Annotated in this window: 10 protein-coding genes; 9 read left to right on the top strand and 1 reads right to left on the bottom strand. The window is 59.7% G+C overall.

Translation table 11 applies throughout. From position 1 onward, the window contains the following. Positions 1 to 91: 91 nt before the first annotated feature. The 5 genes from torC (at position 92) to AB5Z02_RS08985 (ending at position 7,516) form a co-directional block, all read left to right on the top strand. A complete protein-coding gene (torC, locus tag AB5Z02_RS09005; RefSeq protein WP_110303391.1) occupies positions 92 to 1,258 on the top strand; it encodes a pentaheme c-type cytochrome TorC in 1,167 nt (388 codons plus the stop codon). A gap of 27 nt (positions 1,259 to 1,285) precedes the next feature. Continuing rightward, on the top strand, positions 1,286 to 3,778 hold the full coding sequence (torA, locus tag AB5Z02_RS09000; protein ID WP_368215885.1) for a trimethylamine-N-oxide reductase TorA: 2,493 nt from the start codon (positions 1,286 to 1,288) through the stop codon (positions 3,776 to 3,778). 99 nt (positions 3,779 to 3,877) lie between these two features. After that, the gene (gene torD / locus AB5Z02_RS08995; RefSeq protein ID WP_368215884.1) at positions 3,878 to 4,546 is read left to right on the top strand and encodes a molecular chaperone TorD; all 669 of its coding nucleotides are present in this window, start codon (positions 3,878 to 3,880) and stop codon (positions 4,544 to 4,546) included. A gap of 7 nt (positions 4,547 to 4,553) precedes the next feature. Beyond that, positions 4,554 to 4,922, top strand: a complete 369-nt coding sequence (locus AB5Z02_RS08990) for a hypothetical protein (RefSeq protein ID WP_368215883.1) — start codon at positions 4,554 to 4,556, stop codon at positions 4,920 to 4,922. 188 nt (positions 4,923 to 5,110) lie between these two features. Further along, complete coding sequence (locus AB5Z02_RS08985; RefSeq protein ID WP_233267188.1) at positions 5,111 to 7,516, top strand: EAL domain-containing protein; 2,406 nt, start codon at positions 5,111 to 5,113, stop codon at positions 7,514 to 7,516. Positions 7,517 to 7,576: 60 nt separating this feature from the next. Here the strand turns inward: AB5Z02_RS08985 and AB5Z02_RS08980 are convergent, their stop codons facing one another. Further along, positions 7,577 to 7,858, bottom strand: coding sequence for a hypothetical protein (locus AB5Z02_RS08980; RefSeq protein WP_236382247.1), 282 nt, complete (start codon positions 7,856 to 7,858; stop codon positions 7,577 to 7,579). Between the two features lie 167 nt (positions 7,859 to 8,025). Here AB5Z02_RS08980 and acs point away from each other — a divergent pair, with 167 nt between their 5' ends. From acs to accC, 4 genes are all read left to right on the top strand, one after another. Continuing rightward, positions 8,026 to 9,972: an acetate--CoA ligase gene (gene acs, locus AB5Z02_RS08975; RefSeq protein ID WP_123173670.1), complete on the top strand. Its 1,947-nt coding sequence runs from the start codon at positions 8,026 to 8,028 to the stop codon at positions 9,970 to 9,972. 288 nt (positions 9,973 to 10,260) lie between these two features. Further along, positions 10,261 to 10,710 (top strand): type II 3-dehydroquinate dehydratase, encoded by a 450-nt coding sequence (gene aroQ, locus AB5Z02_RS08970; RefSeq protein WP_058057284.1) that lies wholly within the window; start codon positions 10,261 to 10,263, stop codon positions 10,708 to 10,710. A 36-nt stretch (positions 10,711 to 10,746) separates the two neighbouring features. Further along, positions 10,747 to 11,205, top strand: a complete 459-nt coding sequence (accB, locus tag AB5Z02_RS08965; protein ID WP_005338908.1) for an acetyl-CoA carboxylase biotin carboxyl carrier protein — start codon at positions 10,747 to 10,749, stop codon at positions 11,203 to 11,205. Positions 11,206 to 11,220: 15 nt separating this feature from the next. Beyond that, positions 11,221 to 12,561 carry an acetyl-CoA carboxylase biotin carboxylase subunit gene (gene accC, locus AB5Z02_RS08960; protein ID WP_005338910.1) on the top strand — a complete coding sequence of 447 codons (1,341 nt, stop codon included), beginning with the start codon at positions 11,221 to 11,223 and terminating at the stop codon, positions 12,559 to 12,561. Positions 12,562 to 12,750: the final 189 nt, after the last annotated feature.

Below are 12,750 nucleotides of genomic sequence, written 5' to 3'. Positions count from 1 at the left end.
TAAATACCCCTATTTCATTAATTTGTGGCGGCAGCCCTGTTCACAACGCCTCCCTATCATGGCTCCCATCAAAAAAGTGATGTGAGAGAGCATGATGAAAAAACTGTGGCACTTCCTGCGCACCCCCAGCCGTCGCTGGTCGGTACTGGCGCTGCTTCTGGTGGGCGTCGGCGTCACCCTCGCGGGCACCGTCGGCCTGCACTACGGCTTTGAGAAAACCAGCAGCCTCGAATTCTGTATCTCCTGCCACTCCATGAAAGACACCGTCTATCCGGAGTACAAGGAGTCCATCCACTTCAAGAATGCCTCAGGGGTACAGGCGGTCTGTACCGACTGTCACCAGCCGAAGGACTTTGTCGGCAAGGTGGCCCGCAAGATGGAGGCGGCCAACGACCTCTATCAGGAGTACATAGGCCACAGCATCGACACCCAGGAGAAGTTCGAGGACCGGCGCCTGCATCTGGCCGAGAAGGTGTGGGCGCGGATGAGCAGCCAGAACTCCAAGACCTGCAAGTCCTGCCACAGCTACGACAACATGGATCACGCCAAGCAGTCCCCGGCGGCTGCGCTGGCGATGAAAGATGCGGCGGCGAAGAACATGAACTGCATCGAGTGCCACAAGGGCATCGCCCACGAACTGCCCAACATGGCGGGCGGCTTCCGGGCCACTTACGCCACCCTGGTCAACGACACGCAAGAGGCGCCAGCCGCCGAGACCCTCTACAACCTGGGTGAAAAAGATCTCTATGCCAGCGAACAGAGCAGCGACCCGGTCGGCAAACTGCTGCCCGCCTCCCGTATCGACGTCGTAGACCGCAGCGGCGATCGCCTCAAGGTGACCATCGAAGGGTGGCGCGAGAGCGACGGCAAGGGCCGGGTGCTGAGCGAATACATGGGCAAGCGGGTCTTCGTCGCCACCATCCGTGATGAACTGAAAGCGAGCGAGAAAGTGCTCAAGCAGGAGACCGACAGCGCCACCCATATCAAGTGGGAGCAGGTTCAGGTGCAGGCCTGGGTCGATGGCAAGGGCTTTGAGTCCTCGCTCAAGCCGATCTGGGATTACGCCGGCGAGATGTACAAATCCACCTGCAACTCCTGCCACGGCGCGCCGGATCCCGCTCACTTCACTGCCAACGGCTGGATTTCGGGACTCAAGGCGATGTCTGCCTACTATCGCCTGAGCAAGGAAGAGGAGCGCACCCTGCTCAAATACCTGCAAAACCATGCCGCCGATACTGGTGGTCAGGGCAGCCACTAAGTCCGGATTCGAAAGAGGAATAACAAGATGATCAATATTTCCCGTCGTGGTTTTCTGGGTGGCTTGCTGGCCAGCGGTGCCTCTGCCCTGATCGGCCCCTCCCTGCTCGGTCGCGCCGTGATGGCTGCCGAGTCTGGCGACAAGCTGGTGCAGTCCGGCTCCCACTGGGGCGCCTTCCGTGCCCGAGTGGTCGATGGACTCTGGGTCGAGACCCTGCCGTTCGAGCATGACAAGCACCCCACTGACATGCTCAAGGCCTTGAGTGAGGTGGTCTACAACCCCTCCCGCATCCGCTACCCCATGGTGCGACTGGACTGGCTGCGCAAGGGCCACCAGTCCGACACCAGCGAACGCGGTCAGAACCGCTTCGTGCGGGTGACCTGGTCCCAGGCGCTGGACTTCTTCTATCACGAGCTGGAGCGGGTGCAGAAGACCTATGGCCCGAGCGCCCTCTATGCCGGCCACTCCGGCTGGCAGTCGGTGGGAAAGTTGCACTCCGCTGGCGCCATGCTGGGGCGCGCCATGAACCTGCACGGCACCTATCTGGCCAAGGCCGGTGACTACTCCACCGGTGCCGCCCAAGTGATCCTGCCCCACGTGGCGGGCGCCATGGAGGTGTATGAACAGCAGACCTCCTGGCCGCTGGTGCTGGAGCACAGCAAAACCATCGTTATCTGGGGCTCCGATCCCATCAAGAACCTGCAGGTGGGCTGGCTGGTGCCGGATCACAGCGTCTACGACTACTGGGCACAGCTGAAAGAGAAGGTGGCCAAAGGCGAGATCCGGGTGATCAGTGTCGACCCGGTCAAATCCAAGACCCAGAAGTACCTCAATTGCGATCAGGTGACCCTGAATCCGCAGACCGACGTACCGCTGATGCTGGGCATCGCCCACACCCTCTACAGCGAGAAGCGCCATGACGAGGCGTTCCTGAAGAACTACACCACCGGCTTTGACAAGTTCCTGCCCTACCTGCTGGGCACCAGCGATGGTCAGGTGAAGGACGCCGAGTGGGCCGCCGCCATCTGTGGCGTACCAGCCGAGACCATCCGCGAGCTGGCCCGCACCATGAGCAGCGGCCGCACCCAGCTTATCGGCGGCTGGTGCGTGCAACGCATGCACCACGGCGAGCAGTACGCCTGGATGCTGGTGGTTCTGGCCTCGATGATTGGCCAGATCGGCCTGCCGGGGGGCGGTTACGGCTTTGGCTGGCACTACAACGGGGCGGGCACCATCACCTCCAGCGGCCCCATCATGTCCGGTTTCAGCTCGGTCATCCCCGGGGTCAAGCCACTCCATGACGGCGACTGGAAGGGCTACTCCAAGTACATTCCGGTGGCCCGCTTCGTCGACTGCATCCTCAATCCGGGCAAGCAGATCGCCTTCAACGGCCAGACCATCACCTACCCCCACATGAAGATGGCGGTGTTCTGCGGCAACAACCCGTTCCACCACCAGCAGGATCGCAACAAGATGGTCGCGGCCTGGCGCAAGCTGGAAACCGTGGTCAGCATCGATCACCAGTGGACGGCCAGCTGCCGCTTCGCCGATATCGTGCTGCCCGCCACCACCACTTATGAGCGGGATGATATCGAGCAGTGGGGTTCTCATTCCAACGCGGGCATTCTGGCCATGTACAAGGTGGTGGAGCCGCTGTTCGAGGCGCGGGATGACTACGACATCTTCGCCGATCTCTGCCGTCGCTTCGGTCGCGAGGCCGAGTTCACCGGTGGCAAGAGCAAGCTGGAGTGGATCCAGAGCATCTATGACGACGCCCGCCTGCAGGGTCGCGGTATCGGCATTCGTCTGCCCCGTTTCAGCCAGTTCTGGCACGGCGAAGGCTTCGTCACCTTCCCGGCGGGCCAACCCTGGGTGCGCCACGAGTCGTTCCGTCAGGAGCCGGATCTGGAGCCACTGGGTACCCCGTCCGGCCTTATCGAGATCTACTCCAAGACCATCGCTGACTACGGCTATGGGGATTGCCCGGGCCACCCGGTCTGGATCGAACCCTACGAGCGCTCACACGGCGGGCCGGGCAGCAAACAGTACCCGCTGCACCTGCAATCCTGCCACCCGGACAAACGGCTGCACAGCCAGCTCTGCTCCTCCGACAACTATCGCGCCACCTACACAGTGCAGGGTCGCGAGCCTGTCTACATGAATCCGCAGGATGCCAAATCCCGCGGCCTCAAGGACGGCGATCTGGTGCGGGTGTTCAACAGCCGCGGTCAGGTATTGGCCGGTCTGGTGGTAAGCGATGACTACGCCCCCGGCGTGGTGCGCATTCAGGAAGGAGCCTGGTATGGCCCGCAAGAGGGTGGCAAGGTGGGGACTATCTGTACCTACGGCGATCCCAACGTGCTGACCGCCGACATCGGCTCCTCCAGCCTGGCGCAGGCCACCACGGCCCATACCGCGCTGGTGGAGATCGAGAAGTTCCGCGGACAGGCACCTGCCGTCACTGCCTTCGGCACGCCGGAATCGGCCAAGGGCATCGACCCCATGTTCCCGGCACTCTGACCCCAGGGGGACGAAAGCACCCCCTTGAGTTTCCTTTATTTTTAAAGTCGTTAGAATCGGGAGCCATCAAGGCTCCCGATTGCCATCCACGGAGGAAAAATGCAGGAATTTATGGCTACCAGCGAACGCCGGGCCGAACTCTACTGGTGGTTCTCCACCCTGTTCGCCGCCGAACTCAGTGATGAGCAGATCGCCGAATATGACACCTATGATGTGCGAAGCTTCCTGAAAAGCCTCTCCACCCTGGATCCGATGCGCGAAGCCGTGGCCGAACTCAACGAGGCCATCGCCCGCCTGCTGGTGCGCCCGGATCGCCAACTCGAACTCGCTGCCGACTTCGCCGGCCTGTTTCTGGTGGATCCCAAACAGGGCGCCCTGCCCTACGAATCGCTCTACCGCGGCGAGGCCAAGCTGCTAATGCAGGCCCCGATGGCCGAGATGCAGGCCCGCCTCGATCGCCTCGGCATCAATGTCAGCGACAAATACAAAGAGCCTGCCGACCATCTGGCTATCGAGCTGGACCTGATGGGCAATCTCATCATCCGCGCGGCGGAAGCCAAGAGCGCGGCCGAGCGGGAACGCTGGCTCGACGAGCAGGAAGCGCTGCTGCACGGTCATCTGCTGGGCTGGTTTGACAAGTTCGAGAGCGCCTGTCGCGCCGCCGACCGGTTTGGCTTCTACGGCGCCAGTGCCCGTCTGCTGGGGGTCTTCCTCAAGATGGATGCCAACTACCTCTCTCTGGTCAAACCGGCACAGTCCGCCGACTGAGGCCGCGATGAAGACAGCCCTGCTTCTGATTGTATGCTGGCTGCTGGCCCTGATCCCGCTGGATCAGGGCATTACTCCCCTGATTGCGCTGCTGTTCAACCCAGATCGCGAGCTCTACGGCACCGCCCAGCTCACCGGATTTGCCGGCATCCTGCTCACCCTCTACCTTGCCAATCTCGGCGTCGAGGTGGTGTTGCGCCGCCGCTTCCAGATTGCCGGCATGCTGGCGCTGCTGGCCGCCTGGATCGACTTCATCAACAGCAGCGGCAGCGAGTCGCACTTCCTGCTGCTCTATCTGCTTGCCCTCCCGTTCCATCTGCTCGGCTGGCTGGTATTTGTGCGCGGTATTCAGGCGTTTGGTCGCCAGAAGGGATAACCACTCGCCCCTTTTTCCATCCTTTTTATCAGGTTTTTCTGCCTATTCTTGCCGTCAAAACAACCAGATAACTCCGCTTGACTCCCGGCCAAACAGTTCGTGCCATACTGAGAACTGATGCAAGTGATAAAACAATCAATGCCGAGGTCATCATGGATGGGAAGCTTTTCAACGCCGACACCGAGGCAATGTTGACCCAGCTGTCAGATCACACCGTCCTGGAACAGCTGATGGATAATGCCCCTCTGGGCATCGGCGTCTTTGACTGCGAATTTCGCTACCGTAAAGTCAATCAGGTGCTGGCCGACATCAATGGCAAAAGCATCGAGGAGCATCAGGGCAAGCACCTCAGAGAGGTAGTTCCCAAGCTGGCCCCGACCCTGGAGCCCATGTTTCAGCAGATCATGCGCAGCGGCATGCCCTACGTAGATATCGCCATCACGGGCCAAACCGCGGCGTACGACAGCAGCTCCCGCCGCTTTCAGGCCACCTACAGCCCGATGCGGGATGAGAAAGGGGAGCTGAACGGCATCCTTGCCATCGTGCGGGACATCACCGAGCAGTACGAAACCGAACAACGGCTGCAGCTGGCAATGCGAGCAGCCCAAATCGGGGTATGGGAGTGGCACGTGGCGGAGGACAGATTACTGTTCGACGGCCAGATTGAGCCGCTGCTGGGCATCGAGGCCAACCAGTTCCACGGCGGGCTGCAAGCGTTCGTCGACTGTTTTGAACCGGAATCTGGCAGCCAGCTCAAGGCCGCCCTGCAAAGTCATGACCCCATCCATCTCACCCTGAGCTACCTCACCGCTCTCAACGAGCGCCACTGGGTCGATATTCATGCCGACCATGTCCCCGCCACCGAGTCGGTCGGCCACCGGGTCATGGGAGTCATTCACAATGCCACCGCCCGCCGCCGCCAGGAGGAGCGACTCCATCAGGCCAACGTGGTATTCGATACCACGGCCGAGGGGATCATCATCCTCGACAGCGAGCACCATATTCTGTCGGTCAACCCGGCCTTCACCATGCTGACCCAATACAATGCCGAGGAGGTGATAGGCCGCACCCCGGATATCATCATGCATCCCAGGCGCTACACCGACCTCGACTATCCCTGGTATCACCTGCGCCCCGGCAACAACGCCTGGCATGGCGAGATGGTTTGTCTGCGCAAGGATGGCAGCTACTTCTCCTCCTGGCAGCAGATCAGTGCTGTCTATGACAACTTCAACAACACCACTCACTATGTGATCGCCCTTTCCGACATCAGCGCCATTCGCAAGGTGGAGGCCGAGCTGAATCACCTTGCCTATCACGATCCCCTGACCGAGCTGGGCAATCGTCATCTGTTGCAGGAGCGGCTGGCCCTTGAGCTGAAAACCGCGCAGCTCAATCGCAAACGGTTGGGGCTGCTCTTTATCGATCTGGATGGCTTCAAGCTGATCAACGACAGCCTGGGCCACGGAGTTGGCGATGAGCTGCTCAAGCGGCTAGCAGAGCGGATCCGCGGCTGCCTGCAGCACAACGATCTGGCGACCCGCCTCGGGGGAGACGAGTTTCTGGTGCTGATCCCCTATCTGGAGGAGCCTGACGAGCTGGCAACCCTGGCCAATACCCTGCTGACCGTGTTGCGTGAACCAGTTGAGCTGGCTCATGAACTGGTGGCAATCTCGGCAAGTATCGGTATCGCCATCTATCCGGATCATGCAGACAGCCCGGAAACCCTGGTCAGCGCCGCCGACAGCGCCATGTACGAGGCGAAAAGTCAGGGGCGCAACGGCTTCCAGTTCTATACCCCCTGCATGGCGGCTCGAGCCCGCGAGCGGATGCAGATTGAGCAGGGTCTGCTCAAGGCCCTGGAGCTCGAACAGCTCTGCATCTTCTATCAACCCATGACCAATCTGGCCAACGGCCACCTGAGTGGACTGGAAGCCCTGCTGCGCTGGCAGCATCCCAATGAGGGGATGATAGCGCCGACCCGCTTTATTCCGGTGGCGGAGGAGTGCGGCCTGATCGAGAAAATTGGGGAGTGGGTGATGCGCAACGCCTGCGAGCAGGGACAAAACTGGCTGGCCGCCGGACTGCCGGTGCCCCGCTTGTCAGTCAACGTCTCGGTGCGGGAGATGCGCTCCCCGGGCTATGTTGAACGGGTCGCCGCTATTCTGGCCGAGACCGGATTTCCGCCAGAACGGCTGGAGATTGAAGTGACGGAGAGCATCATCCAGCGGGTCGAACAGAGTCTGGATCTCTTTACCCGCCTGAAAAATCTCGGCGTGCAGATTGCCATCGATGACTTTGGTACCGGCTTCTCGTCACTGAGTCTGCTCAAGACCCTGCCGATCGATCGCATCAAGATCGACCGGGCGTTTGTGCAGGCATTACCGGAAGACAAGAACAGTCGGGAGCTCTGCCGCACCATCATCAATCTGGCCGACAGTCTGGATATGGAGGTCACCGCCGAAGGGATTGAAACCAAGGCACAACACGCCTTCTTGCAATCACTCAACTGCGGCGAAGGACAGGGCTATCTGTTCAGCAAACCACTGCATGTCGAACATATGGGAGATCGCCTGCATCAACGCTACGTCTGATAGCGGCAGGCAATCATCATCACCAACTGGGAGGCATCCGCCTCCTGGCTGCCGACCGGATTACCACTCGATCTGCAAGCGGGATTCCCAACCATCATCACGATCATTGAGCATGCGCGTCAGCGGTGATTCGCCAGCATAACGGGGAGCTGGCTCGCTGAAGGTGAGTCTGGTACCGGGCTCTTTGGCCTGCCATGCATGACCAAGCTGATCAGCCACCCGATCCCGCAGCGCAGGTGAGGCCTCCTGATGGGTGATCGCAAACTCTTTCGGAGGTTCGCCAGCGGACACTGGCGCATCAAACTGCCAAAGGGATGCACAGAGCAACAGAGAAAACATCATGACCTCCAATTAATCGACACGGCCCCTTTTACCCACTCGCCGAATAATTGTCACTCTTTGTCCTGTAACCAACTGTTGCCGCCTATCCAAAAGTCTAATTGCCCCCCGCCACCAAAGGTATAAGTTGTTACTTAATTATTAAAAGTATGTATTCAAAGGAGTGAGTGATGAGCGAGAGCAAGGTCTACCCGGTCAAACCCCACATCAGCAGCAATGCACTGCTAGACAAGGGCGACTACGCCGCCATGTATCAGGCCTCCGTCGAGGATCCCGATACCTTCTGGGGAGAGCAGGGAAAAATTCTCGACTGGATGAAACCCTATACCAAGGTCAAGAACACCTCCTACGATCCGGGCCATGTCTCCATCAAATGGTTTGAAGATGGCCAGCTCAACGTCTCGGCCAACTGTCTCGATCGCCATCTCGCCGAACGAGGTGACAAGGTCGCCATCATCTGGGAAGGGGACAACCCTGCCGAAGATCGCAAACTCACCTACCGCGAGTTGCACAGCGAAGTGTGCAAGTTTGCCAACGTCTTGAAAGCACAAGGGGTTCACCGCGGCGACGTGGTCTGCCTCTATATGCCCATGGTACCCGAAGCCGCCATCGCCATGTTGGCCTGTACCCGCATCGGCGCGGTACACAGCATCGTATTCGGCGGCTTCTCGCCGGAAGCGCTGGCTGGCCGCATCATCGACTCCGGCTCGCGCATCGTGATCACCGCCGACGAAGGTCTGCGCGGTGGCCGTCCGGTGCCGCTCAAGAAGAATGTGGATGAAGCGCTCACCAACCCGGAAACCCAGGTCAACAAGGTGATCGTGCTCAAGCGCACCGGCGGCAATGTCGCCTGGCACAACCACCGCGACATCTGGTGGCATGAAGCGACCGCAGCCGTCAGCAGCGACTGCCCGCCCGAGGCGATGAACGCCGAAGATCCGCTCTTTATCCTCTATACCTCCGGCTCCACCGGCAAACCCAAGGGGGTGCTGCACACCACCGGCGGCTATCTGGTTTACGCCACCCTCACCTTCAAATATGTGTTCGACTACCACGAAGAGGATATCTACTGGTGTACCGCCGATGTGGGCTGGGTTACTGGTCACTCCTATCTGGTCTACGGGCCGCTTGCCAATGGTGCCACCACCATCATGTTCGAAGGGGTGCCCAACTACCCGGCCACCAACCGCATGAGTCAGGTGGTGGACAAGCACCAGGTTACCATCCTCTATACCGCCCCAACCGCCATCCGCGCCCTGATGGCCAAGGGTAACGAAGCGGTCACCGGCACCTCCCGCCAGAGCCTGCGCATCATGGGTTCGGTGGGTGAACCCATCAACCCGGAAGCCTGGGAGTGGTACTACCGCACCATTGGCGATGAGCGCTGCCCCATTGTCGATACCTGGTGGCAGACCGAGACCGGCGGCATCCTGATTACGCCGCTGCCCGGCGTCACCGACCTGAAACCGGGCTCTGCTACCCGTCCCTTCTTCGGGGTGCAACCGGCGCTGGTCGACAACATGGGCGAGCCGCTGGAGGGGGCCACCGAGGGCAATCTGGTGATCACCGACTCCTGGCCGGGCCAGATGCGCACCGTATTCGGCGATCACGAGCGCTTCGAGCAGACCTACTTCTCCACCTTCCCGGGCCGCTACTTCACCGGCGACGGTGCCCGTCGCGACGAGGACGGCTACTACTGGATCACCGGTCGGGTGGATGATGTACTGAACGTCTCCGGCCACCGCATGGGTACCGCCGAAATTGAATCGGCGCTGGTGGCCCATCCCAAGATTGCTGAAGCCGCGGTGGTGGGGGTTCCTCACGAGATCAAGGGTCAAGGTATCTATGCCTATGTGACCCTGATCGCCGGGGAAGAGCCTAGCCGCGAGCTGCATAAAGAGGTGAAGGAGTGGGTCCGCAAGGAGATTGGCGCCATCGCCACGCCGGATGTCATTCACTGGGCGGAGGGGCTGCCGAAGACCCGTTCCGGCAAGATCATGCGGCGAATTCTGCGCAAGATCGCCACCGGCGAGACCGACAGCTTGGGGGATATCTCCACCCTGGCGGATCCGGGCGTAGTAGACAAACTCATCCGCGAGAAGTCGGAAGCAGCCTGATCCCGCTTCGTTTGTTGCTCAACAAAGCCGGCCCTGTGCCGGCTTTGTCGTTTCTTATCTGCCAACAAACAGCAAGGCGGTAGCTACGGAGCCTTGCCGACCAAAACGTGCATTAAATAGCCAGATGTAGAGATTAGACCAGTAAAATGCTGCTAATTTTCACGAAATCAATATAATTGCGAAATCTGTGTGCCAGGGCACACCGATTTGCGCAGAAAATGGCTAGATTTCTGGTAGTCCACAAGATAGCTGATAGATAGCAGCATTATCATCGAGGATGTACTCAATATGTCGCAAAATCACCGCATTCTCCTGCTCAACGGACCAAACCTGAATCTGCTGGGCAAACGGGAACCTGGTATCTACGGCAGCAAAACGCTTGATGAGATCGTCGCCGATCTGAAGCTTAACGCCAGCGAACTCGGTGTCACTCTGGAACATCTGCAATCCAATGCCGAACATGAGTTGGTCAGCTGCATCCATCAGGCCATGGGCCAGGTGGATTTTATCATCATCAATCCAGCCGCCTTCACCCACACCAGCGTCGCCATTCGCGATGCGCTGCTGGGTGTCGCCATCCCTTTTATCGAGGTTCACCTGTCAAACGTCCATGCCAGGGAGCCGTTCCGTCATCACTCCTATCTGTCTGATGTCGCCAAAGGGGTCATTTGTGGTCTGGGGGCCGATGGCTACCAATTCGCTTTAACCGCGGCCGTGCACCATCTGCGCGCGGCTTGATAATCACTGATCAGATAAAGAAGAAAGAGAATGCTAATGGATATCCGCAAAATCAAGAAGCTGATTGAACTGGTTGAAGAGTCCGGCATCGCCGAACTGGAGATCTCCGAAGGTGAAGAGTCCGTTCGCATCAGCCGCAACTTCTCCGGTCAGGTGACCACCGCCATGCCGCAGATGATGATGCAGCAAGCCGCTCCGGTTGCCGCACCTGCCGCTGCCGCCCCGGTTGCCGCTGCACCCGCCGCCGATGCCGCCCCGAGCGGTCACCTGATGCGCTCCCCGATGGTTGGCTCCTTCTACCGTTCCTCCAGCCCGGATGCCAAGCCGTTCGCGGAAGTGGGTCAGCAAGTCAATGTCGGCGACACCCTGTGCATCGTCGAAGCCATGAAAATGATGAACCAAATCGAGTCTGACAAGGCCGGTGTGATCAAAGCGATCCTGGTTGAAAATGGTCAGGCCGTCGAATTTGACGAGCCGCTGTTCATCATCGAATAAGGGAAATCGCCACCCATGTTGGACAAAGTAGTCATCGCCAACCGCGGTGAAATTGCCCTGCGGATCCTGCGCGCCTGTAAAGAGCTCGGGATCAAGACAGTGGCCGTTCACTCCACCGCCGACCGGGAGCTCAAGCATGTGCTGCTGGCCGACGAATCCATCTGTATCGGCAGACCGGCCAGTACTGAATCCTACCTCAACGTCCCGGCCATCATCGCCGCCGCCGAGGTAACCGGTGCCGTGGCCATCCACCCGGGTTACGGCTTCCTCTCCGAGAACGCCGATTTCGCCGAAGTGGTCGAAAAATCCGGCTTCATCTTCATCGGCCCGCGCGCCGAGACCATTCGCCTGATGGGTGACAAGGTCTCCGCCATCGAAGCGATGAAGAAAGCAGGCGTACCGTGTGTACCGGGCTCTGACGGCCCCGTCGACAACGACGCCAAGCACAACGCCGCCATTGCCAAGCGCATCGGCTATCCGGTGATCATCAAGGCCGCCGGTGGCGGTGGTGGTCGCGGTATGCGCGTGGTGCGCAATGAAGCGGAACTGGCGGGCGCCATCGCGCTGACCAAATCCGAAGCAGGCCAGTTCTTCAAGAACGACATGGTCTACATGGAGAAGTACCTGGAAAACCCGCGCCACATCGAAATTCAGGTGTTGGCAGACGGCCAGGGCAACGCCCTCTATCTGGGCGAGCGTGACTGCTCGATGCAGCGTCGCCACCAGAAAGTGGTGGAAGAGGCGCCGGCACCGGGCATCACCGCCGAAATGCGCAAGTTCATCGGCGAGCGCTGTGTGCGCGCCTGTATCGAGATCGGCTACCGCGGTGCGGGTACTTTCGAGTTCCTGTACGAGAACGGCGAGTTCTATTTCATCGAAATGAACACCCGTATTCAGGTTGAGCATCCGGTCACCGAGATGGTCACCGGTATCGATCTGATCAAGGAGCAGCTGCGCATCGCCGCCGGCCAGCCCCTGTCGATCACCCAACAAGATATCCGCATCCGTGGCCATGCCATCGAGTGCCGGATCAACGCCGAAGATCCGGCCACCTTCATGCCCTCTCCGGGTCTGGTGCAGCGCTTCCACGCGCCGGGTGGTCTGGGCGTGCGTTGGGACTCCCACATCTATGCCGGTTACAAGGTACCGCCCCACTACGATTCGATGATCGGCAAGCTGATCTGCTACGGCGAGAATCGTGACATTGCCATCGCCCGCATGCGTCATGCGCTGGACGAGCTGGTGGTGGAAGGGATCAAGACCAACGTACCGCTGCAAAAAGAGATCATGAAAGACGAAAACTTCCAGCACGGTGGCACCAATATCCACTATCTGCACAAGAAGTTAGGTCTGTAAGGATCGCTGATAGAGACCCGATGACATTGCACGGTGGCAGTACCAACGCCCACTACCTGCACAAGAAGTTGGGTCTGTAAGTATCGCTGATAGAGACCGGACTTCCGATGGAAGTCTGCTCCGCAAGGAGCCTCTGCTGAAAAAGGGCCATGGCGACATGGCCCTTTTTTGTTATCCTTGCGCCCCTCA

The sequence above is a fragment of the Aeromonas sp. R2-3 genome, assembly GCF_040908375.1.
Taxonomy (GTDB): domain Bacteria; phylum Pseudomonadota; class Gammaproteobacteria; order Enterobacterales; family Aeromonadaceae; genus Aeromonas; species Aeromonas veronii.
The sequence above is the reverse complement of the archived record's forward strand: the minus strand, read 5'-3'. Positions and strand labels throughout refer to the sequence as shown.

Excerpts from the sequence above, each read along its gene's own strand:
- AB5Z02_RS08990 (WP_368215883.1), top strand. The coding sequence starts at position 4,554 with ATGAAGACAGCCCTGCTTCTGATTGTATGCTGGCTGCTGGCCCTGATC.
- acs (WP_123173670.1), top strand. The coding sequence starts at position 8,026 with ATGAGCGAGAGCAAGGTCTACCCGGTCAAACCCCACATCAGCAGCAAT.
- AB5Z02_RS08985 (WP_233267188.1), top strand. The coding sequence starts at position 5,111 with ATGTTGACCCAGCTGTCAGATCACACCGTCCTGGAACAGCTGATGGAT.
- accB (WP_005338908.1), top strand. The coding sequence starts at position 10,747 with ATGGATATCCGCAAAATCAAGAAGCTGATTGAACTGGTTGAAGAGTCC.
- accC (WP_005338910.1), top strand. The coding sequence starts at position 11,221 with ATGTTGGACAAAGTAGTCATCGCCAACCGCGGTGAAATTGCCCTGCGG.
- torA (WP_368215885.1), top strand. The coding sequence starts at position 1,286 with ATGATCAATATTTCCCGTCGTGGTTTTCTGGGTGGCTTGCTGGCCAGC.
- aroQ (WP_058057284.1), top strand. The coding sequence starts at position 10,261 with ATGTCGCAAAATCACCGCATTCTCCTGCTCAACGGACCAAACCTGAAT.
- torD (WP_368215884.1), top strand. The coding sequence starts at position 3,878 with ATGCAGGAATTTATGGCTACCAGCGAACGCCGGGCCGAACTCTACTGG.
- AB5Z02_RS08980 (WP_236382247.1), bottom strand. The coding sequence starts at position 7,858 with ATGATGTTTTCTCTGTTGCTCTGTGCATCCCTTTGGCAGTTTGATGCG.
- torC (WP_110303391.1), top strand. The coding sequence starts at position 92 with ATGATGAAAAAACTGTGGCACTTCCTGCGCACCCCCAGCCGTCGCTGG.